Annotated in this window: 18 protein-coding genes; 10 read left to right on the top strand and 8 right to left on the bottom strand. The window is 61.3% G+C overall.

Features of this window, described 5'->3' with window-relative positions; all coding sequences use genetic code 11:
* Window positions 1-73: 73 nt before the first annotated feature.
* A complete protein-coding gene (locus BJI47_RS08310) occupies window positions 74-742 on the top strand; it encodes a DUF3159 domain-containing protein (RefSeq protein WP_176224744.1) in 669 nt (222 codons plus the stop codon).
* Here the strand turns inward: BJI47_RS08310 and BJI47_RS08305 are convergent.
* Window positions 701-1,375, bottom strand: a complete 675-nt coding sequence (locus BJI47_RS08305; protein ID WP_084348742.1) for a TrkA family potassium uptake protein — start codon at window positions 1,373-1,375, stop codon at window positions 701-703. The two genes, BJI47_RS08310 and BJI47_RS08305, sit on opposite strands and share 42 nt — an antisense overlap.
* A gap of 31 nt (window positions 1,376-1,406) precedes the next feature.
* Window positions 1,407-2,072 carry a TrkA family potassium uptake protein gene (locus BJI47_RS08300; protein WP_176224734.1) on the bottom strand — a complete coding sequence of 222 codons (666 nt, stop codon included), beginning with the start codon at window positions 2,070-2,072 and terminating at the stop codon, window positions 1,407-1,409.
* A gap of 230 nt (window positions 2,073-2,302) precedes the next feature.
* Here BJI47_RS08300 and BJI47_RS08295 point away from each other — a divergent pair, with 230 nt between their 5' ends.
* The 5 genes from BJI47_RS08295 to BJI47_RS08270 all read left to right on the top strand — a co-directional run bounded on the left by BJI47_RS08295 (window position 2,303) and on the right by BJI47_RS08270 (window position 8,134).
* On the top strand, window positions 2,303-4,300 hold the full coding sequence (locus BJI47_RS08295) for an APC family permease (protein ID WP_088943243.1): 1,998 nt from the start codon (window positions 2,303-2,305) through the stop codon (window positions 4,298-4,300).
* 5 nt (window positions 4,301-4,305) lie between these two features.
* Window positions 4,306-5,571, top strand: a complete 1,266-nt coding sequence (locus BJI47_RS08290; RefSeq protein WP_088943313.1) for a class I SAM-dependent RNA methyltransferase — start codon at window positions 4,306-4,308, stop codon at window positions 5,569-5,571.
* A 302-nt stretch (window positions 5,572-5,873) separates the two neighbouring features.
* Entirely contained in the window at window positions 5,874-6,404 is a 531-nt protein-coding gene (locus BJI47_RS08285) for a CGNR zinc finger domain-containing protein (protein ID WP_176224733.1), read from the top strand.
* 402 nt (window positions 6,405-6,806) lie between these two features.
* The gene (locus tag BJI47_RS08275) at window positions 6,807-7,379 is read left to right on the top strand and encodes a sigma-70 family RNA polymerase sigma factor (protein WP_354559729.1); all 573 of its coding nucleotides are present in this window, start codon (window positions 6,807-6,809) and stop codon (window positions 7,377-7,379) included.
* A complete protein-coding gene (locus BJI47_RS08270) occupies window positions 7,376-8,134 on the top strand; it encodes an anti-sigma factor (protein ID WP_088943240.1) in 759 nt (252 codons plus the stop codon). Before BJI47_RS08275 ends, BJI47_RS08270 begins: the two co-directional genes overlap by 4 nt.
* Window positions 8,135-8,223: 89 nt before the next feature.
* Here BJI47_RS08270 and glsA read toward each other — a convergent pair whose 3' ends face one another.
* Window positions 8,224-10,050, bottom strand: a complete 1,827-nt coding sequence (glsA, locus tag BJI47_RS08265; RefSeq protein WP_088943239.1) for a glutaminase A — start codon at window positions 10,048-10,050, stop codon at window positions 8,224-8,226.
* Window positions 10,051-10,265: 215 nt separating this feature from the next.
* On the opposite strand from glsA, the gene dxs reads away from it, so the two are divergent.
* The gene (gene dxs / locus BJI47_RS08260) at window positions 10,266-12,146 is read left to right on the top strand and encodes a 1-deoxy-D-xylulose-5-phosphate synthase (RefSeq protein WP_088943238.1); all 1,881 of its coding nucleotides are present in this window, start codon (window positions 10,266-10,268) and stop codon (window positions 12,144-12,146) included.
* A gap of 56 nt (window positions 12,147-12,202) precedes the next feature.
* Here the strand turns inward: dxs and BJI47_RS08255 are convergent, their stop codons facing one another.
* Together BJI47_RS08255 and BJI47_RS08250 are read right to left on the bottom strand one after the other, a co-directional pair.
* Window positions 12,203-12,487, bottom strand: a complete 285-nt coding sequence (locus tag BJI47_RS08255; RefSeq protein WP_088943237.1) for a YciI family protein — start codon at window positions 12,485-12,487, stop codon at window positions 12,203-12,205.
* A 26-nt stretch (window positions 12,488-12,513) separates the two neighbouring features.
* Entirely contained in the window at window positions 12,514-13,911 is a 1,398-nt protein-coding gene (locus BJI47_RS08250) for a sugar porter family MFS transporter (protein WP_088943236.1), read from the bottom strand.
* A gap of 321 nt (window positions 13,912-14,232) precedes the next feature.
* On the opposite strand from BJI47_RS08250, the gene BJI47_RS08245 reads away from it, so the two are divergent.
* The 3 genes from BJI47_RS08245 (at window position 14,233) to BJI47_RS08235 (ending at window position 16,452) form a co-directional block, all read left to right on the top strand.
* Window positions 14,233-14,871 carry a hypothetical protein gene (locus BJI47_RS08245; RefSeq protein WP_088943235.1) on the top strand — a complete coding sequence of 213 codons (639 nt, stop codon included), beginning with the start codon at window positions 14,233-14,235 and terminating at the stop codon, window positions 14,869-14,871.
* Between the two features lie 526 nt (window positions 14,872-15,397).
* A complete protein-coding gene (locus BJI47_RS08240) occupies window positions 15,398-15,760 on the top strand; it encodes a PadR family transcriptional regulator (protein ID WP_088943234.1) in 363 nt (120 codons plus the stop codon).
* Window positions 15,757-16,452: a hypothetical protein gene (locus BJI47_RS08235; protein WP_088943233.1), complete on the top strand. Its 696-nt coding sequence runs from the start codon at window positions 15,757-15,759 to the stop codon at window positions 16,450-16,452. The genes BJI47_RS08240 and BJI47_RS08235 overlap by 4 nt, the downstream gene beginning before the upstream one ends.
* Window positions 16,453-16,516: 64 nt before the next feature.
* Here the strand turns inward: BJI47_RS08235 and BJI47_RS08230 are convergent, their stop codons facing one another.
* The 3 genes from BJI47_RS08230 to BJI47_RS08220 all read right to left on the bottom strand — a co-directional run bounded on the left by BJI47_RS08230 (window position 16,517) and on the right by BJI47_RS08220 (window position 20,711).
* The gene (locus BJI47_RS08230) at window positions 16,517-16,729 is read right to left on the bottom strand and encodes a hypothetical protein (RefSeq protein ID WP_125458673.1); all 213 of its coding nucleotides are present in this window, start codon (window positions 16,727-16,729) and stop codon (window positions 16,517-16,519) included.
* A gap of 653 nt (window positions 16,730-17,382) precedes the next feature.
* On the bottom strand, window positions 17,383-19,488 hold the full coding sequence (locus BJI47_RS08225; protein WP_088943231.1) for a 3-hydroxyacyl-CoA dehydrogenase NAD-binding domain-containing protein: 2,106 nt from the start codon (window positions 19,486-19,488) through the stop codon (window positions 17,383-17,385).
* Window positions 19,485-20,711, bottom strand: a complete 1,227-nt coding sequence (locus BJI47_RS08220) for an acetyl-CoA C-acyltransferase (RefSeq protein WP_084348754.1) — start codon at window positions 20,709-20,711, stop codon at window positions 19,485-19,487. Before BJI47_RS08220 ends, BJI47_RS08225 begins: the two co-directional genes overlap by 4 nt.
* Window positions 20,712-20,779: the final 68 nt, after the last annotated feature.

Below are 20,779 nucleotides of genomic sequence, written 5' to 3'. Positions count from 1 at the left end.
GGGTCACCCGGGCTCGCCGGTAGACCATCAGGTCGAGCGCACGGACTCCGACGTCGTCGATGTTGCGGCGAGTCTGGACGAAGAGAGCAAGCAAACTGTCCTCGAGCAACTCGGCGGTTTGACCGGTTTGGTGTCCTCGACTCTTCCTGTGGTGGTGTTCGTACCTGTCAACAGCAGGTTCGGGCTTGCCGCCGGGATTTGGTCGGCCCTCGCAATCGCACTGGGTGTGTTGGTGTGGAGATTGGTGCGGAACAACCCGATTCAGCCGGCAATTTCGGGATTCTTCGGTGTCGGAATATGTGCGTTCATCGCGTACCGAACAGGCGACGCCAAAGGCTATTTCCTCTTCGGTATCTACACGAGCCTGCTGTACGGGGCCGTGTTCCTGGCGTCGATGCTCGTTCGATGGCCCCTCGTCGGGGTGGCGTGGGGATATCTGAACGGCAAAGGGACCGAGTGGCGTGGGCACCGTCGGTCGGTTCACTCCTACGACATCGCCACGTTCGCCTGGGCACTTGTCTTCGGCGCGCGCTATCTCGTGCAGTCCGAGTTGTACGACGCCGACCAAACGGGTTGGCTGGCCGTCGCACGTATCGGCATGGGTTGGCCGTTGACTGGCGTCGCGCTACTGGTCACGGTCTGGGCGGTTCGGCGGGCCGATCGAGCGATCGACGAAGTGAACGAACCAACTGACGATCGATCAACCCGTCGCGATGTTGGTCAGGCCGACCGCGGCGCGTAGGTCGTTCTCGACTTCGACGGAAGCTACGAACAGCAGTTCGTCTCCACCTTCGAGTGGATCGTCTTGCTGCGGGACGATGACACGGCCGCCACGAAGAATGGTCACCAGCGCGGCGTCACGGGGGAGCAAGAGCTTTCGAACAGGCTTGCCGGCCAGGGGAGTGTTCTCCGGAAGAGTGATCTCCACCAGGTTGGCCTGCCCTTTGCGGAAGGTCATGAGATGAACCAGATCGCCAACCGAGACGGCCTCCTCGACCAGCGAGGCAAGCATGCGCGGGGTGGACACCGCGACGTCTACGCCCCACGATCCGTCGAAGAGCCACTCGTTCCGAGGATCGTTGACGCGCGCGACGACTCGGTTGACACCGAATTCGGTCTTGGCCAACAGGCTCAGGACCAAATTCGCTTTGTCGTCTCCCGTTGCTGCGATCACCACGTCGTAGGTTTCGAGGTTCGACGCTTCGAGGAGTGAGAGCTCGCAGGCGTCGGCCAGAACCCATTCAGCTTCCGGAATCGCCTCGGGTTCGACGTGGTCGAGTTTGCGCTCGAGCAGCATGACCTTGTGTTCGCTGCGAATCAGTTCTCGGGCAATGGATCTGCCGACAGCGCCGGCGCCGGCGATTGCGACTCTCATGGGTTCCCGTTCGTCTCGGTGCGGATGTGAACTAGTCGTCGGAAGGCGGGGGATTGGCTGCCAGCGCGATTGCTTCGGCAACCGTTCCGGACACCGCGGCGATATAGATCTCGTCGTCCGCCTGGATGATCGTGCGCTTGTCGGGTAGTAGCCCGGTGCCGAATCTGATGAGGAATGCCGCGCGTGAACGAGTCGACTCTTCGAGGAGCGCCAGCTTCTTGCCGATCCACCCCTCGTGAATGTCGAGTAGAACAACCGCGACGTTGCCCGAAGGATCACGCCATTTGGTCGTCGGATCGTCGCGCAGAAGATTGTGAAGGAATCGATCGGTAGCCCAGGGGACCGTTGCCACGGTGGGAATCCCCAGCCGCTCGTATACCGCCGCACGCTTCGCGTCGTAGATGCGAGCGACCACCTTGTCGACGCCGAATGTCTCGCGCGCGACGCGTGCGGCGATGATGTTGGAGTTGTCACCGGAGGAGACGGCCGCGAATGCTTCGGCCTTCTCGATGCCGGAGCGCACGAGGACGTCCCTGTCGAATCCCATCCCGATGATGCGGTGGCCTTCGAAGCTTGGATCCAGTCGGAGGAATGCGTTCTCGTCCCGGTCGATGACCGCCACCTCGTGGCCAATTCGGTGAAGCGCACCGGCCAGCGATGCGCCGACGCGGCCACACCCCATCACTACTACGTACACAGGCTCCAGCTCCGTTCGGATAGCGTCGATTCGTCTTTCGGCAGGGGCCGGTGACTCTCGGTGCTCGTACAACAAGGTAACCGGCTGCGCGTCGACGATCGAGCCCAGCCGGTGCAGCGATACGTAAATTCGGGCATTTCAGGAGTGCTGTGGATGCCCACCGGACTTGTACGGCGGGTTTCGGACGCGCCGGTGGTGTTGCGGTATTCGGACGGCCTACGCTTTGCACCGTGCCCAAGGTTTCGACCGCCGCCAAGCGGCTAGTGCTCGGTAGGCCGTTCCGCAGCGACAAGCTCGGTCATACCCTACTTCCCAAACGAATCGCGCTTCCCGTTTTCGCTTCGGACGCCATGTCCTCGGTGGCCTATGCGCCGGAGGAGATATTTCTCGTCCTCTCCGTCGCCGGTATCTCCGCTTATGCGTTGACGCCGTGGATCGGCCTTGCCGTGTGTGTCGTGATGGCTGTCGTGGTCGCTAGCTACCGGCAGAACGTGCACGCCTATCCCTCCGGCGGCGGCGACTACGAGGTTGCGACGGTCAATCTCGGACCCACGGCCGGACTCACGGTAGGCAGTGCGCTGATGGTCGATTACGTGTTGACCGTTGCGGTCTCGATATCGGCCGCGGCATCGAACATCGGCTCGGCTGTGCCGCTGGTGGCCGAACACAAGGTGCTGTTCGCCGTCGTGGCGATCGTGCTCATCACCTCGATCAACCTGCGAGGAATCCGAGAATCCGGCGCGGCGTTCGCCGTTCCCACCTATGCATTCATGGTCGGCATGGTGTTGATGCTGGCGTGGGGGCTGATCCGGGTGTACGTGTTCGGTGAGGATCTGAAAGCGGATTCGGCAGTCTTCGAGTTGAAAGCCGAGGACTCGAATTTGTACGGAATCGCCTTCGCCTTCCTCATCGCACGAGCGTTCTCTTCCGGCTGTGCTGCGCTGACCGGTGTGGAAGCCATCAGTAACGGCGTGCCCGCATTCCGCAAACCGAAGTCGAAGAATGCCGCGACGACCTTGCTCATGCTCGGCGTCATCGGCATCACTCTGATGATGGGAATCATCATTCTGGCCGAGAAGATCGGCATCAAGTACGCGATGGATCCCGGTGAGCAGTTGATCGGTGCCCCCGACGGCTATCAGCAGAAAACGTTGATCGCCCAGTTGGCCGAAACCGTTTTCTCCGGCTTTCCGATCGGCTTCTTCTTCATCACCGTCGTCACTGCGCTCATCCTCGTACTGGCCGCGAACACCGCATTCAACGGATTCCCGGTGCTCGGATCGGTTCTCGCTCAAGACCGCTACCTTCCGCGTCAGCTGCACACGCGTGGCGATCGCCTCGCCTTCAGTAACGGCATTCTGTTTCTGTCAGGCGCCGCGATCGCGTTCGTCGTAGTGTTCGGTGCCGAAGTGACGAAGCTTATTCAGCTCTACATCGTCGGAGTATTCGTCTCGTTCACGCTGAGTCAGACGGGAATGATTCGCCACTGGACTCGCTTGCTGCGGAATGAAAAGGACCCGAATCAACGTCGACACATGCTCCGCTCGCGGATCGTGAACAGCATCGGTTTGGCCATGACTGCCACCGTGTTGGTAATCGTGCTGATCACGAAGTTCGCAGCAGGCGCATGGATTGCCATCGTGGCCATGATCGCGATATTCGTTCTGATGCGGATGATCCGCAAGCACTACGACACGGTGGCACGCGAGCTCGAGAACGAAGAGTGGGACGGCGTCCTGCCGAGTCGGACACACTCGATCGTGCTGGTGTCGAAACTGCATATGCCCACGATGCGTGCGTTGGCATATGCGCGCGCAACGAGGCCGGACACACTCGAAGCCATCACCGTGAACGTCGATGAACAGGACACACGTGCACTCGTTCGGGGGTGGGAAGCGAGCGACGTCACGGTACCGCTCAAGGTCGTCGAGTCGCCGTACCGTGAAATCACCAGGCCTATCCTCGACTACGTCAAGAGGGTGCGCCGGGATTCGCCGCGCGACGTCGTGACCGTGTTCATACCCGAGTACGTCGTCGGACACTGGTGGGAGCAGATTCTGCACAACCAGAGTGCCCTCAGATTGAAGAGTCGCTTGCTGTTTCAGCCGGGAGTGATGGTGACCAGCGTCCCGTGGCAGTTGCACTCGTCGGAGAAGGCGAGACGCGAGTCCATCCAGAACGCTCCGGGTGCGTCCCGCCGCGGGTACGAACCGCCGACGCCGAAATGAGCACCATGAGCGAGAACTGGGTAGGCCAGAACATCGAAGTGACACTCGGGGCGCCGGGGCACGGAGGGTTTTGCGTTGCGCGCCACGAGGGCCGCGTGATGTTCGTGCGCCACGGACTGCCGGGCGAGATCGTCCGTGCCGCAGTGACAGAGGACCGCGGTGGGTCGTTCTGTCGAGCGGATGCGGTGGAGATCATCGTCGCATCACCGGATCGAATCGCGCCTCTCTGCCCGATATCCGGTCCAGGGGGATCCGGATGCTGTGACTACTCGCACGCGACCTTGGCTGCGGGCCGGGCCATGAAAGCGGCCGTGGTGAGCGAGCAATTGCGTCGTATCGCGGGCCTCGAGCGTGACATCGAGGTGGAGGAATTGCCCTTCACGGGAGATGGAACCGGGTGGAGAAGCCGGGTTCGGCTGACCGTGGACCTTGCCGGACGCGCGGGTTTTCACCGCTACCGCAGTTCGACCATCGTGACCGAGCTCGGGTGCCCCCAGGTGGTGTCGGGTGCTCTGGACGGATTGAACGAGGAGAAGTGGCGTCCGGGCGCGGAGCTTGCAGTGGCGGTCGACGGTACAGGCGAACGTCACGTGATCGAGATTGCGCCTGCGGCGGTGTCGAAAACGGGGCGACGTTCGCCGGGCAGGCGTGGTGCGTCCGCCCGACGGTCTGCGTCGGCGCAGGAGCGGACGCAGCGCACCGTCGTCGGTAGCGGACGGGCACACGAATTCGTTGCAGGCCGGGAGTGGGAACTGGATGCGAGCGGCTTCTGGCAGGCACATCGCGGGGCCGCACAGATGTACAGCGATGTCGTAGCCGAATGGGCGCTGCCGAATGCAGGATCTGTTGCATGGGACTTGTACGGCGGGGTCGGAGTGTTCGCTGCCAGCCTGGCGCCCAGTGTCGGCGCCGACGGCCGGGTGGTCAGTGTCGAATTCTCTCGACGGGCGGCAGCGGACGGCGCCGCAGCGCTGCAGGACGTGACGCAAGTGGCGTTCGAACCTGGCCGAGTGGAACGAGTGGTCGAGCTGCTGGATGCTCCCGACGTCGTCGTGCTCGATCCTCCTCGCGCGGGTGCAGGCAAAGAGGTCGTCTCGAGGGTCGCATCACGTTCACCGCGGCGCATCGTTCACATCGGTTGCGATCCAGCGTCGTTCGCTCGAGATGTCGGTCTGTATCGCGAGGCTGGGTACACCTTCGAGGCAATGCGTGCATTCGACGCCTTTCCGCTCACGCACCACGTGGAGTGCATCGGCTTGTTCACGAAGTAAGCCGAAGGGGACCGGATGCCGCACTCTAGCTGCGGATGATTCCTTCCGGCGCCACCGAGTGCAGGGTCGGTGGCAACCGCTCCGAATCGGAGAATAATGCGCACCAGATGCGCTCTCATCGGGCGCTGACGAGGGCGAGGATTCCTGGCTCGTAGATGCATGATGAGAGAATCCGCTGGGCTCCGCATGCGCAGTTCTGGTAGCTGATCGCTCCTTCGCTCGTGTTGTGACGAGAGACTGTTGCCCAGCTATGGGAAAGGTTTTCGTGGCTACGCATAACCCCACTGTGCTGTAATGGTCTTATGCATATCAACCCTTACGGAACGTATGCCGTGCATTTGGGAGTCGGCTTGCTCAATTCTCCACCCGAGTCGGCCGCGGAACTCGGACGGCGCTGCGTCGAGGCGGGGTTGGTTGTCGACACCGTCCCCGATGACGCCGACCTGGTGGACACGATGGCTTTTCTGGCCGAATGGTCGACGGTGGTCGACGCCTCCACAGATGAATCTCGAGCGGAAATCCTCAACCGTCTGCTTACCCGCGCGTCTGCTTACCCGCGTCTGACCAACCACGCCGGAGATGGGTGGCACATCCACTATCGAGACCCCAATATCGCCCTGGGGTCAGTAATTCGGGCCCTGGTCAGCGTGGGAACTGCACTTCATCTCACTGGGCGCGGAATGTCGCGGTTGGGTCGGTGCGCGGCCGAAGATTGCAGCACCGCGTTCGCGGACGTATCCAGAACGGGCCGTCAACGATACTGCGGGACTGTCTGTTCCAACCGTGACGCGGTGCGGCGACATCGATCACGAAAGGCGGCACACGGTCACTAGCACGAGAGACGCGAATTGGCCGGTGAGCGAGACCATGCTTCGAATGGCACTCGCCTCGTTGACGATGCCGTGAGTCGATATTGCCGCCGATGTATCCATTCCTCCATGATTGCCCGATTTTCGTCTCGCCCGCACTCCGTTTTTCGCGCTCACCCATCCCTTTCGTTCGGTGTATCGAATACCTTGTGCGGCGGGAAAACGCGGAGGTTTCGGTGTGAGAGCCATATGAGCACTACTCTCTTGATCAATGAACGCGATCAGATTCGAATCAGTTGGGACCTTGGTCCGGTGAGCGACACCCCGAGTTCGGACTCGCCGTTTCTGGAGACATCCGATTCATTCGACGACCCGCCGGAATCGGTGGATTCCGAAGGAGCTGCGTGCACAGTCCCCAGCGCGCAGTTGCGTAATCTGCGCGCGGACGAGACCGAGCGGCTTCGTCGTCTGATGGCAGCAGTGGCCCAGGGTGACCAACGTGCGTTCGCCGAGTTGTACGACGCGACGTCGGCTCGCGTCTACGGCATGGTGCTACGCGTACTTCGTGACCCCGGGTACAGCGAGGAAACGACCCAGGAAGTCTTTCTCCAAATTTGGCGATCGGCTCCGAACTACGATCCGAAGCAGGGTAGTCCGCTCGCATGGATCATGACTTTGGCTCATCGGCGGGCTGTCGACCGGGTCAGGTCGGAGCAATCCGGTACCGACCGTGAGGCGGCATACGGCGCTATCAGCCATTCACCCGAGCACGACGAGGTTCTCGAAGCGGTCACGCAGCGGCTCGAATCCGATGCTGTGATCGCGTGCCTCGACACACTGACCGACACACAGCGTGAATCTGTGCGAATGGCTTATTACAGCGGTTGGACCTACCGCGAGGTTGCCGAGCGGCTCGAGGTAGCGGTCCCGACCATCAAATCGCGTATACGAGATGGGCTGATCAAGTTGAAGACATGTTTGGGGGTGACACCCTCATGAGCGAAGCGATACGACAGCGACTGCTCGATTCCGCGGAGGTCTTTGCCCTCCATGCGGTCAGCGCAGCAGAAGAAGCAGAGATCCAGCGCGATCTCGTGTCGGCAGACGATACCGCTCGCGTCCAGTTCGGCATTCTCGTCGGGGAGATTCAGGAGACGTTGGCGCTGGCGTCGGTCCTCGATGCCGTCGAGCCCCCGGCAGAGGTTCGTGCACGAATTCTCGACGAAGTTCCGCGTACACCGCAGGTGACCCCGCCCGCGCCGACCGCGTCGAACGTAACGAGCTTGAAAGGGCACCGTGATCGACGTAGCACCAGGCTGCGCACCTCGCTGATGGCTGCTGCGGCGGCAGTGGTCGTTGTGGTCGGTGGAGGTGTCGTCGCGACGCAGGTGATCGGGAACGATCCAAGCCCGACGCAGGCCGAGCAGGTCATTGCATACGGTGACACGCAGGAATCCACAGCGAGCTTCCCTGGCGGAGGTACGGCGAAGATCTCGTACTCACGCGAGGCAGACTCGGCCGTGGTGGAACTCGACGGTGTGGCGGCACCGGAGGCGGGCAAGGACTATCAAATGTGGTTCGTCGAGGGGACTCCGCGGTCGGTTGGACTCGTCACACCGGCGCAACTGGCCGAAGGCAGCCCGACGGTCATCGAGGGTATGGGAGGCGCGACCAACTTCGCATTCTCGCTCGAACCCGCAGGCGGCTCTCCGCAGCCGACCGAGGTGCTGACAATGGCGACCCTGGGTGCCTGATCGGCACTGCCTGCTGTAACTGTTGTTGCGGAGGGCGCCGAAGGGAATTCCCTCCGGCGCCCTTACTTCAACGAGTTCTTCGCCCGGTATCAGCGCCGCATTTCGAATTGGCCAAGTGATTTGATGGCTGTGTTCATCTGAAGGTATGCCCCCGTAGCGAGGTTGGTGAGCAACTCCAATTTCACGGCGGGTGCGTCTTTCGTCAGTGCACCGAAGTCTTCGACCGAAAGCACTCCTATGGTCAACGGTGTGTCCGCGCAGAAGTCGAGGATGAAGGTCGTGTCGGCCAAAAGTGGCATTTCGCCGAAGCTCATGCCAGGCGACAGCGTGGATATTCGGTGACGTGAACCGTCTTCGGCCACGAAGATCGAGCTGACTTCACCTGCGAGCACCAGGAACAGCCCCGACGCCGAGTCGCCGCTGCGCACGATCACTTGACCGCGGGGATAGTGCCGGATGTCGATCAGCGCTTCCACTTCCTCGTGCTGGGCGGGGGTCAGTCCGCTCAGGACCGGATGTTCGGACACCGAGATCGTTTCGGGCTGCCGCGGACCAACGCAGTAGCGGTCGAGTAGCAGTTCTTCCGCCCATCGAATGGCCGAGCCGGCATCGGAGAAAATCCGCCCCGCGACAGCATTCGGGTCGACACTGGAAACCTTGTGTCCCATGATGCCCTGTGGGTCGACCAGCGAGGCTCGACACCCACGTTCGGCGAGGTGTCTGTGCAGTTCGTCGAACATGTTGCGCGCTACGTCACTGACCTCGCCGACCCCACGGACGTCGATGACCAACGCGTCGAGTTCGTCGTCGAGGTTGCCGATCTCGCGTACCGCTGTCTCGGCACCCGAGAACAACAGGTCGCCATGTAGTTCGTATACCCTTGCGCGAGTTCCGAACTCAGCTAGAGCATCTTGTTCGACGTCGCTTCTGCGCTTTCGAGACGGCACCTCGGTGAGCGTGTAACGGGCTCGAATTGCCGAACGGGCTGCGCGGGTCACATGTAGGAAGTGGAGTTCGAGCCTGGTGGACAATTCGCGACAGGTCGCCACTCCCCGCACGCTGCTTCCGTGTTTATCGAGACGGGGGGAATACACCGCAATTCCCATCTGCCCAGGCAACACTGCGAGCAGTCCACCTCCGACTCCGCTCTTGGCCGGCATGCCCACTCGCGCAACCCAATCGCCTGCGTCGTCGTACATACCGCATGTGGTCATGACACTGAGTACTCGTTCGACGAGGGCGGGTGCCAGCGCTCGCTCCCTCGTTCGTGGGTTCACGCCATTGTTGGCCATGGTGGCTGCCATCATGGCCAGATCGGCCGCAGTCACGTCGATAGAACACTGACGAAAGTAAAGGTCTACGGCCGCGTCCGGATTCTCCTCGATGATGTCGAAGGACCGCAGCATGTATCCGATCGCGCGGTTTCGATTTCCGGTCCTGGCCTCGGAGGCGTACACGCTCTCGTTGAAGTCGAGTTCGCGGCCCGCATAACGTGAGTACGCCGACCTGATCCGTTCGAACCGCTCCTTCCTCGTGCGTCCTTTGATCAACGACGCCGAGGTGATAGCGCCGGCGTTGATCATCGGGTTTCTGGGACGTTCGGTGATCGGGTCCAAACTGATCTCGTTGAACGGCTCACCCGACGGTTCGATATCGACCTTGCGGGCAACCGCAGCCTCACCACGATCCGTCAGTGCCAACGCATAGGTGAACGGCTTCGAGATCGACTGAATGGTGAAGGGAGTCGCGGTGTCGCCAATTTCGTAGACATAACCATCGCTGGTCGTGAGGGCTATCCCGTAGCCGTCGGGTGCGACTGCAGCAAGTTCCGGGATGTAATCGGCAACCGCACCCGACGTGTTGTCTCGGCACGCGTCGAACACGTCCTTCAGGATTTGGTCCACGACAGTTGTCATGAGGTGACCCTATGCTCCGGGCTCCTTTTCTGATGTGACGATGGACGCGCCGCGATTGTTGGGTGCATGTGCCGGACCGCAGTATTGTCGATCAGTAGGAGCTATCTCGGCGTCGCTGCACGGGACGCTACGTAGACTGGGGAGACAAGACAGTTCGCATCGAACAAGGCAAGACTGCAAGGACCGAAGATTTCCGGCCGGAGGGAGCGATCTCGTTGGGTGTCCTAGCTCGAATCCAGACGCCCGAGGACTTGCGCCGACTGGCCCCGTCCGAAGTGGCAGACCTGGCAGAGGAGGTCCGTGAGTTCCTGGTCGACAAGGTGTCGGCGACGGGAGGTCATCTCGGACCCAATCTCGGTGTCGTCGAATTGACGCTTGCGATCCACCGTATCTTCTCCTCGCCACACGACCCGATCATTTGGGATACCGGCCACCAGGCCTACGTGCACAAGATGATCACCGGTCGGACCGGAGCCTTCGATTCGCTGCGTAAGCAGGGCGGTCTTTCCGGCTACCCCTCACGCGCGGAGAGTGAGCACGACTGGGTCGAGTCTTCACACGCATCGGCTTCGCTGTCGTATGCAGACGGGTTGGCGAAAGCTTTCGAATTGAAAGGGCAAACCGACAGGCATGTCGTGGCCGTCGTCGGCGACGGTGCCCTGACCGGAGGCATGTGTTGGGAGGCCCTCAACAACATCGCTGCAGGCAAGGACCGCTCGGTTGTCATCGTCGTCAACGACAACGGACGTTCCTACGCGCCGACGATAGGCGGCCTCGCCGAGCATCTTGCAGCTCTTCGGCTACAACCCGGATATGAGCGGGTCCTCGACAACGGTCGACGCATCGTGCGCAAGATTCCGTTCGTCGGCAAGACCGCATACGCGATGTTGCACGGCATGAAGGCCGGAGTGAAGGACGCGTTGAGTCCTCAGGTCCTGTTCACCGATCTCGGTATCAAGTACCTCGGACCCGTCGACGGCCACGATGAGCCCGCGCTCGAATCGGCACTTCGACGTGCAAAGGACTACGGCGGCCCGGTCATCGTCCACGCGGTGACGCGCAAGGGGATGGGGTACGCGCACGCCGAGAACAACGTCGCCGATCAGATGCACGCCACAGGCGTCATCGATCCGCTTACCGGACAATCACGTTCGGTGGCTGCGCCGGACTGGACGTCGGTCTTCTCTCGCGAACTCATCGATATCGCGGCTGACCGCGAGGACATCGTCGCGATCAGCGCGGCGATGGCAGGCCCGACAGGTTTGGCTGCATTCGGCGAGAAGTACCCCGGTCGGCTTTTCGATGTCGGGATCGCGGAGCAGCATGCCATGACCTCGGCGGCAGGCCTCGCTCTCGGCGGGATGCATCCAGTCGTAGCCGTGTACTCGACGTTCCTCAATCGTGCATTCGATCAGTTGCTCATGGATGTGGCGTTGCTGAAGTTGCCGGTCACCTTGGTTCTCGACCGGGCAGGTATCACCGGCAACGACGGAGCCAGTCACAACGGAATGTGGGACATGTCGCTGCTGGGGATAGTGCCTGGCATCCGTGTCGCCGCTCCTCGTGACTGCGCAACCCTTCGAGAGGAGCTCGCCGAAGCGTTGGAGGTACACGACGGTCCCACCGCGCTGCGGTTCCCCAAAGGTGCGGTGACGGATGACGTTCCAGCGCTCCGGCGACTCGACGGTATTGTCGACGTCCTTGTCGAGCCGGAGTCCGGAGAGCGTGATGTTCTCATTGTCGCCGTGGGGGCTTTTGCTTCATTGGCGGTCGATGCAGCTGAAAAGCTTGCAGCTCAGGGTCTTTCGGTGACAGTGATCGATCCACGCTGGGTGCTTCCGGTGCCGGAGTCGCTACTCGGGATGGCCAAGGATTTCCGTCTCGTCGTCACGATCGAGGACTCGGGCCTCCACGGCGGAATCGGATCGAGCGTGTCTGCCGCTGTCCGCGCAGTGGGGGTAGACACGATCTGCCACGACATCGGTGTGCCACAGCGATTCCTGGATCACGCTTCTCGTGCGCAGATTTTCAGCGAGCTCGGTTTGACCTCGGAAGACGTTGCACAGCGAATCGTGGGATGGTCCAAGTCTCCCTGAACCTTCGCTGGGTGCATCCGGCCACGCCACGGGTCGCGTCGATCGGATCGTTCACCTCAGTTGCTGGAATCGTCAGTGGGAGGCGACCATTCGACGACGCGTACGTCCTCGACGAGATGCGCGCGAACGAACGGATCGTAGGTGAACAATCGACTTGCCGTGTCCAAGTCCGTCGACTCGACTATGAACTTTGCGCCCGTGTGGTCCGCCAACGGTCCGGAAGATCGCACGATCCCGCGTCGGATCATCTCAGTGAGCCATGCACGGTGATCCGTCCGGTGATCGTCTCTACCGGACGATGATTCAGGTGTGTAGGAATATTCGACAACAAACGTGGACATGACATCTCACTCTCTCGAGAAGCGGCTCAGATAACCATGTCTTCGAGTTCCATGCCCTTGGTTTCGCGAATCTTGAACTTGACGAAGAAGAAGGACAGCAACGCGAAGAACGCGAAGAACGCGTAGATGAATCCGAGGCCGATTGTCTCGGTCAGCGAGGGGAAAGCCAGCGTGATTGCGAAGTTGGCGACCCAGTTGGCGGCGGTACTGATGCCGAGCGCAACCGCGCGCATTCGGTTGGGGAACATTTCACCGAGCATGACCCACATGATCGGTCCCCAGGTTGCTGCGAAGAAGATGACGAATAGGTTGGCACCGACGAGGGCGACCGGACCCCAGGGGTCGGGGAGTGTGATGTTGTCCCCCGACCCGATCGACTGGGTGAACGACACCGCGGCAAGAACCAGACCGACGAACATTCCGATGGAACCGATCTGCAACAGATTCTTTCGACCGAATCGATCAACGAACAAGATCGCCACGAAGGTCATGCTCACGTTGATGACCGAGGTGATCACTGAGGTGACGAAAGACTGATTCTCGCTGAACCCAACCGATTTCCAGAGGGTGGTCGAGTAATAGAAAATCGCGTTGATGCCGACGAATTGCTGCAGAATCGCCATGGTAATACCGACCCAGACGATAGGTTGCAGTCCGAATTTGGGGCCTCGTATGTCCGCGAACGAAGATTTTGCTTCGGCTCTCAGTGTGAGACGAATTTCCTTGACTCGCTCGTTCGGATGCAGCTCACCGGAGATTTCACCGAGAATACGCGCAGCTTCCGAGTCGAGATTCTTGCCTACCAGGTATCTGGGTGACTCAGGAATGAGCGTGGCGAGGAAGCCGTACACGAGCGCGGGGACGACACCGACGAGGAACATCCATCGCCAGGCCTCCATCCCGAACCACAGATCGTTCGATGGCCCACCTGCAGCGTTCTGCAGTACTGCGTCGGAGAGCAAGGCGGCGAAAATGCCGATGGTGATCGCCAACTGCTGAAGTGATGCGAGACCGCCGCGATACTTTGCCGGGGCGATCTCCGAGATGTATGCAGGTGCGATGACCGAAGCGATCCCGATTCCTAGTCCACCGATGACTCGCCACAGCATCAGGTCCGGAACACTGAAGGCGAAACCTGAACCGACCGAAGAGATGGTGAACAGTGCCGAGCCGAGGAGCATGACGCGTTTGCGGCCCCAGCTATCGGCGAGTCGCCCGGCGAACCATGCGCCGACCGCGCAACCGAGTAGCGCAATGGCGACGGTGAAACCGGTGATGAACGAGCTCAGGCCGAAATTTTCCTGAATCGAATCGACCGCACCGTTGACGACAGAACTGTCGAAACCGAAAAGAAATCCCCCGACCGCGGCAGCGACGGTGACTCCGATTACTTTCGCGGTGTAGCGATCTGTAGGTTGCGTCATTACGAACCCAGCTTTCGAGGTCGTGAGCCTGCAGCGATGGTGGTTAGGCCATCATGGCCCCGACTCGCTCGAAAGTGGTGGAAATCGGCGGATCTTCACCCGAAGAGTTACCGCATGCTGTGGTTTGTCATCCAGTGTGGCGGCGCTTATCGGTTGTGACCTGCGGTCCGCCATATACGCCTGATGCAACGTCAGTCGATCATTCTCGTCGTGTTGGCGGATTTGTGATCACGATGCGCCTCTTGCTCTGTTAACTGCACCTTTTGATGGATAGTCTGCAGATCGAGGCTCCGGCCCGACACGACCACAGATCCGGACATCATGACGTCACAGACCGAACCGACACCTGAGGACGTGGTGCATGCAGCGCAAGCTCTGCACGCGCTCACTGCGATACCCGATACATCGATGCAGTGGTCGAACACTGCGGATCCAACGCAGTGGACTGCACTCCACACCATCGAGCACATCAGCGATGCGTTGCTCTTCTACAGCAGTCAGGTCGCGAGACGCGCGCAGGTCCGATTACCGGTCCTGCGCGACGGTCGTGAAGCACCCGCATCCGAACACATCGACAACGTGCTCTCGGCCGCACATGTGCTCGCAGCACTGCTCCGCGACCTTGGAGATCAACGTGCGTTCCACCCCAGCGGAACAGCCGACGCTGCGGGTTGGGCAGGCATGGCTGTTACAGAAATACTGGTTCACGGCACCGACGCGGCGCGCGCAGTGGGGATGTTCCTGAGGTTTCCCGAAATTAGCTGTGCGAGAACAGTGTCGCGTGTGTTTCCGTGGATCGATACGTCTTTGGGCAGCCCGCCCGAGTTACTTCTGGCTGTCACTGGCAGAACGGTAGTCGCCGGCGTTCACTCTGATCCAGATTGGTGGTGGCAGTCGGCCCCACTCACAGAATGGAACGGACTTCCAGCGCGGCGCGACGTCAAGCCGGGCTGGAGCTGAGAGTCCGCCCATACAACGCGCACCCTTCACGAGCGCGCACAGCGTAGGTGGCCTGCGACCCAATTCCAGACTCACATCGTGTCAAACTGCTGCTGGCTATGCGTTGTGGTCCACCTGAGCAATTGCGTGCGGTAGCTCGCCACAACCTCAAGCAGTAACTACTGCAGCTCCACGCCCCGCCCTCGGTGATGAGCAACGCTCCGAAATCCCCGGCAGACCCTTGTCTGTCCTACCTGTCGTTTCGCCACCCATCACCCTGGCCACATTCAATGAGAATTCACCACCACACCGACAGACCACGTGGCGGAGCTCGTCGGGTGGACATGCGGCCCGCTACTAATCCAGGATGCAACGTCGGTGGATTCTTCTCATCTGAGCTGGCGGATTGTTGATGCAGCTGTAGGACCCCCAGCGCTTCGGTCACCGTAAATTCTCCACGCCACGCTGAGCTCGACGTGTCGGCCCAATAGGCCGTTGTTCGGACGGTGTCTTGCTTAACAAGCTACTACTCGCTACCTTGTTAAGCATGAGTGTGATCGAAAGGCGGAGCTTGGTGCTTCGAGGAGTGTTGGATCTGTGCCTTCTGTCTCTCCTCGGAGAGCGACCGGTATACGGATACGAATTGACCGAGCGGCTGGCCGAGCGGGACTTGCTCGTTTCCGGTGGGTCTGCGTATCCGCTACTGGCGCGCCTAGAGAAGGCCGGACTGGTGACTTCCGACAAGCGCCCATCTCTGTCAGGTCCGCCACGAAAGTACTACTCGCTCAGTGAAACTGGAATAGAAGCGCTGAAGAGCGGCACTGCTGAGTGGATTGCAATCTCCAGCAGTGTCACCTCGTTGCTTCAGTCTCCGAAACCATCGACCGACAACAGAACGGGCGTCGCATGAACACCACCGCAATTACGGAAGCCGAGAATGGCACACTGCAGCATGTTTTTCGGACCGCGAACCGCCTGTGGCGTCGAACTGGCGTGCGTGGCGTCGATCGAAAGGATCTACTCACGGAGCTCGAAGCGGAACTCGACGGTGCACGCCGTGATGGACACAGCGCGTCAACAGTTCTGGGTGAAGACAGCGCACTGACGCTTCGGCAGTGGGCGGACGAACGTGACCTCTCCGGCCGCGCGCTCAGGCTGACTGTCGTTGTTCCTGTCGCGCTACTCGGCGTTGCGGCTGGATTGGCAGTGGTCCTGCTCGCAGTGTTCGCTGCGTTCTCCGACCGTCCGACAATCGATTTCGGGCCGTTCGTTCTCCCGATGTACGCATCAGCAGGTCTTTTTGCTTACCTGTGTGCGCTGCTCTCCGTGTGGGTGGTGCTTCGCCGCGATCCCCACGCTTCGTCGACGATCCGCTGGCTAGCCGTACTGCTGCCGCTAGGGGCCATCGTGTGCAGTGGGACCGGTATCGCTATCGCATGGTGGAGAAACTTCAACACAAGCTCGACAGTCTTCGCCGTCGTGATCACAGCGGTAGTCCTGGCGTTGGGAATGACTGTCGGGATCGCCCGCTATGTCGCGGTTCGAAGCGCGCACGGCTCCGCGACCGAGGACCGTACGGTGGCTGCCCTCAAACCGGCCTGACACGCGGGTGAATCCTGATCGGAAACCGGAGGCCGTGTTTCTGCGCGGGCGGTACCCCCAAACCTCAGCTATCCGCAGGTGAGGCTGAGAATCTGTACCCAGATCCGCCAGTACCATCGAACGCACCCATGAGCCCGAACGCACGCTCGCCGTAAAAGGTTTTGGCTTCGGTCCACACCACATTGGGGGCGTCCTCGATGCGTAGGCCTGGTAGGTCGTCGATAAACACGAGATGGTCGTCATTGCCTTCAGGTGTGGAACCCTGCACGCTGACCATGATTGGGACTCCTGACTTCCGTGCGTCTACGCCGCACGAGAAGTTGCTTGCCATTTAGCGAGAGACTACCTTCCCGTGGTCCCTTCGAATAGGGCTTACCGTCGCCGCTTTCCACTCTCCGGCGTCCAAGACAACCAAAACGGTTGTGAAACGACCCCGACCACAGAGGCGTCGAAATTCAACGCCACCAGGTGATCCCGCTCCACCCAGGGCTAGAACCCCGCTCCTGCGACCCAACGTCGAAGGCCAGTACCAGCCCGGATAGTTTCGCTGCCCTCGATATGAGGAGAACGATCGCGCCGGCCGCCCGAGCTCATTGACCACGTTCGGAAGCTGCCCCCGCGAAACCCGCTTTTCCACACCACTCTTGGTGACAAACACCGCCTCGACATCGTCGTCGACGCAACTAATTTGCTCACTCTGACCCAGCACCGACACATTTTCGCCGCCGCACACAGCAACCGCCCCGCCACCACGCCGCCACGCCGCCAAATTCACTGGGAATCCGCCACATACAGCCGTAGCTGACACATGCATCGGGCACCACAGTGCGTGGTAGAGGCGGCGACGGGTGTCGAAACGAAAGACGACCCGCACATCGAAAGTGCGGGCCGTCCTCCCAGTGTTCGAATCAGACGATTCTGTGGTTCGACTCAGACGCTGGCAACGCCGGGAGCGAGGAACCGCTGTCCGGTGGCCGCCTCCGATGCGCCACTACGATCGAGGTAAGGCGTGATACCGCCGTTCCAAAATCCGAACCCACCGCCGAGCAGCAGGCAGAGGTCGATGTCCTCGGGTGCTGCAACGACGCCTTCGTCGAGCATGATTCGGATCTCGTCGGCGATTGCATTGCGGGTGCGATCGAGCACCTGCTCTGCAGTCGATGGTGAGTCACCCTGCGGCCAAAGGGCAGCAACCTCGGGGTCGACGACCTGGCCTTCGGGTCCGTACGTCCACACGCCGGGCTTCTTCGCCTCGACCAGGGCACGGAATCCGGGGGAGTCCTTGAACCGATCCGGGTAGGCCTCTGCAAGCGTCTCGGCCGTATGCAATGCGACGGCAGGCCCGACCAGCGCGAGGAGAGTCAACGGGCTCATCGGCATACCGAGTTCGCCTACGGCACCGTCGGCGACGTCGAAGGGGGTGCCCTCGTCGATCGCCCCGATGATCTCGTTGGATGCGCGGGTCACCAAGCGGTTGAACACGAACCCCGGAAGGTCTGCGGACAGAACCGCGGACTTCTTGAGTGTCTTCGCAGTCGCGAATGCTGTTGCCAGCGTGGCATCGTCGGTCTTCTCGCCCTTGACTACCTCGAGAAGCGGAAGGACGGCTACGGGGTTGAAGAAGTGGAACCCCACAACGCGTTCCGGGTGCTTCAGATCTGCAGCCATTTTGGTGATCGACAGCGAGGAGGTGTTCGTCGCGAGAATCGTTTCAGCGGAGACGAATTCTTCGACCTCGGCGAATACCTTCTTCTTCACATCGAGGTTTTCGAACACGGCCTCGATGACGAAATCGGTCTTGGCGAATGCGGCCTTGTCGATCGATCCGGACACCAGCGCCTTCAGTCGGTTCGCGGCGTCGGGGGAGAGGCGCTTCTTGCCGAGCAGCTTGTCGATTTCACCGTGGACGTAACCGACGCCCTTGTCGATGCGCTCCTGGTCGATGTCGGTCAGGATGACGGGCACCTTCAGTTGACGCACGAACAGCAAGGCAAGCTGACTCGCCATCAACCCGGCACCGACGATGCCAACGCCTGTGATCTTGCGTGCCAGCGACTTGTCGGGTGCGCCGGCGGGACGCTTCGCGCGTTTCTGCGTGAGGTCGAACGCGTACAACCCGGCGCGAAGTTCGTCCTTGACCAGCAACGTCGACAGTGCATCGTCTTCTGCGGCGAAGGCCTTGTCCAGCGAAGCAGAATCGGTGACGTCGGTGTTCCTGGCAAGTTCGAGCAGTTCTACCGCAGCTACTGGGCCAGGTGCGAAGTTGCCCGTCTTGCCGGCCACGATGCCCTTCGCACGCGCGATGGCATCGTCCCATGCCTGGCCGCGGTCGATCTCGGGCCGATTCGGAACGACGTCGCCGTTCAACACCCGGACAGCCCATGCAAGAGACTGCTCGATGAAGTCGGCGCCGCCGAAGATGGCGTCGACGACGCCGAGGTCCACAGCTTGCTGCGGCTTCAGTGTGCGGTTCTGGTTGAGCGAGTTCTCGATGATGACGGTCACTGCGGTGGAAGCGCCGACGATGTTGGGCAGCAACTGAGTGCCGCCCCAACCGGGGACGAGTCCGAGAAATGCCTCGGGGAGCCCGAGCGCTGCGGCGTTGTCAGCGACAGTGCGGTAGTGGGAGTGCAATCCGACTTCGAGTCCACCGCCTAGCGCAGCGCCGTTGATGAAGGCGAACGTCGGGATGGGTGACTCGCGCAGGCGGCGGAACACCTTGTGGCCGAGCTGCCCGATCTGGAGCGCCTCGTCCTTGGTCTTGATGTTGGGTACGCCGTTGAGGTCGGCACCGACCGCGAAGATGAACGGCTTGCCGGTCACCGCGATAGCAACGGGATCAGCTGCGAACGCCTCGTCGAGCGCGGCATCGAACCGCGCGAGTCCGGCCGGGCCGAACGTCGACGGCTTGGTGTGGTCGTAGCCATTGTCCAGGGTGACGAGGGCAATGCTGCCTTCGAGCCCGGGTACGGAGATGATCTTGGTGAACGCGTTCGTGACTACCTCGTCCGTGAACGCTGTGGTGATGTCGCTCATGCCTTCGCTCCTGAGTAATCGGAGTGGATCGGGTTTTCCCAAATGACGGTTCCGCCCATGCCGAGACCGATGCACATGGTCGTCAGGCCGTAGCGAACGTCGGGGCGCTGAGCGAACTGGCGGCTCAACTGAGTCATCAGACGCACCCCAGAGGACGCGAGTGGGTGCCCGCAGGCGATGGCGCCACCCCACTGGTTGACACGGGGATCGTCGTCGGCGATGCCGTAGTGCTCGAGGAACGCGAGAACCTGCACTGCGAACGCCTCGTTGATTTCGAACAATCCGATGTCGGAGATGCTCAAACCGGTGCGGCCGAGCAACTTCTCGGTGGCGGGGACCGGTCCGATGCCCATGACGGCAGGGTCGACGCCTGCAAACGAGAAGCCGACCATGCGCATACCGATGTTCAGACCGAGCTCGTGCGCGGTGTCCTCGCCGGCGAGGATCGCAGCGGTGGCACCGTCGTTGAGACCGGCAGCATTTCCTGCTGTGACCCGGCCCGCTGGGCGGAACGGAGTCTTGAGCTTCGCGAGGTCGTCGATGGTTGTTCCGGGACGTGGCGGCTCGTCCTCGGTGGCCAGGCCCCAACCAGCTGCGGACTTGGTGGCTACCGGTACGAGAGTGTCGGCGATGAAACCGGCCTTCTTGGCGGCCTCGTACTTGTTCTGGCTCGCGACGGCGTAGGCGTCCGTGCGGTCCTTGGTGATACTCGGAAACCGATCGTGCAAATTCTCGGCCGTGTTGCCCATGACGAGTGCGCTCGGGTCGACGAGCCGATCGGTGAGGAAGCGCGGATTGGGGTCTACGCCTTCGCCCATCGGGTGACGGCCCATGTGCTCGACGCCACCGGCGATGACGACGTCGTACTGACCGAATCCGATGCCGGAACCTGTCGTCGTCACGGACGTCATCGCGCCCGCGCACATGCGGTCGATGGCGAATCCGGGGACGCTGTGGGGGAGTCCGGCGAGGAGAGCGGACGTGCGTCCGATGGTCAGCCCCTGATCACCGGTTTGCGTCGTCGCCGCAATGGCGACTTCGTCGATGCGCTCGGGGGGCAGTGCCGGGTTTTTCCGCAGTAGTTCGCGGATCGCTTTGACGACGAGGTCGTCGGCGCGAGTGTCGGCGTAGATGCCCTTGGGGCCTGCTTTGCCGAACGGTGTGCGGATGCCGTCTACGAACACGACATTGCGCTGTGAGCTTGTGGACGCGGGTACAGACACGCTTCGATCCTCCCGGGAAGATGCGGAATTGCGGCCCGGCTGACGCCGGACCGCCATCCACTCTAGCC

The sequence above is a fragment of the Rhodococcus sp. 1168 genome (assembly GCF_002091955.1).
Lineage (GTDB): Bacteria > Actinomycetota > Actinomycetes > Mycobacteriales > Mycobacteriaceae > Rhodococcoides.
The sequence above is the reverse complement of the archived record's forward strand: the minus strand, read 5'-3'. Positions and strand labels throughout refer to the sequence as shown.

Coding starts and splice junctions, on each gene's coding strand:
- glsA (WP_088943239.1), bottom strand. CDS start 10,050: ATGACAACTGTCGTGGACCAAATCCTGAAGGACGTGTTCGACGCGTGC.
- BJI47_RS08245 (WP_088943235.1), top strand. CDS start 14,233: ATGACGTCACAGACCGAACCGACACCTGAGGACGTGGTGCATGCAGCG.
- BJI47_RS08290 (WP_088943313.1), top strand. CDS start 4,306: ATGAGCGAGAACTGGGTAGGCCAGAACATCGAAGTGACACTCGGGGCG.
- BJI47_RS08285 (WP_176224733.1), top strand. CDS start 5,874: ATGCATATCAACCCTTACGGAACGTATGCCGTGCATTTGGGAGTCGGC.
- BJI47_RS08235 (WP_088943233.1), top strand. CDS start 15,757: ATGAACACCACCGCAATTACGGAAGCCGAGAATGGCACACTGCAGCAT.
- BJI47_RS08255 (WP_088943237.1), bottom strand. CDS start 12,487: ATGTCCACGTTTGTTGTCGAATATTCCTACACACCTGAATCATCGTCC.
- BJI47_RS08225 (WP_088943231.1), bottom strand. CDS start 19,488: ATGAGCGACATCACCACAGCGTTCACGGACGAGGTAGTCACGAACGCG.
- BJI47_RS08230 (WP_125458673.1), bottom strand. CDS start 16,729: ATGGTCAGCGTGCAGGGTTCCACACCTGAAGGCAATGACGACCATCTC.
- BJI47_RS08270 (WP_088943240.1), top strand. CDS start 7,376: ATGAGCGAAGCGATACGACAGCGACTGCTCGATTCCGCGGAGGTCTTT.
- BJI47_RS08250 (WP_088943236.1), bottom strand. CDS start 13,911: ATGACGCAACCTACAGATCGCTACACCGCGAAAGTAATCGGAGTCACC.
- BJI47_RS08240 (WP_088943234.1), top strand. CDS start 15,398: ATGAGTGTGATCGAAAGGCGGAGCTTGGTGCTTCGAGGAGTGTTGGAT.
- BJI47_RS08305 (WP_084348742.1), bottom strand. CDS start 1,375: ATGAGAGTCGCAATCGCCGGCGCCGGCGCTGTCGGCAGATCCATTGCC.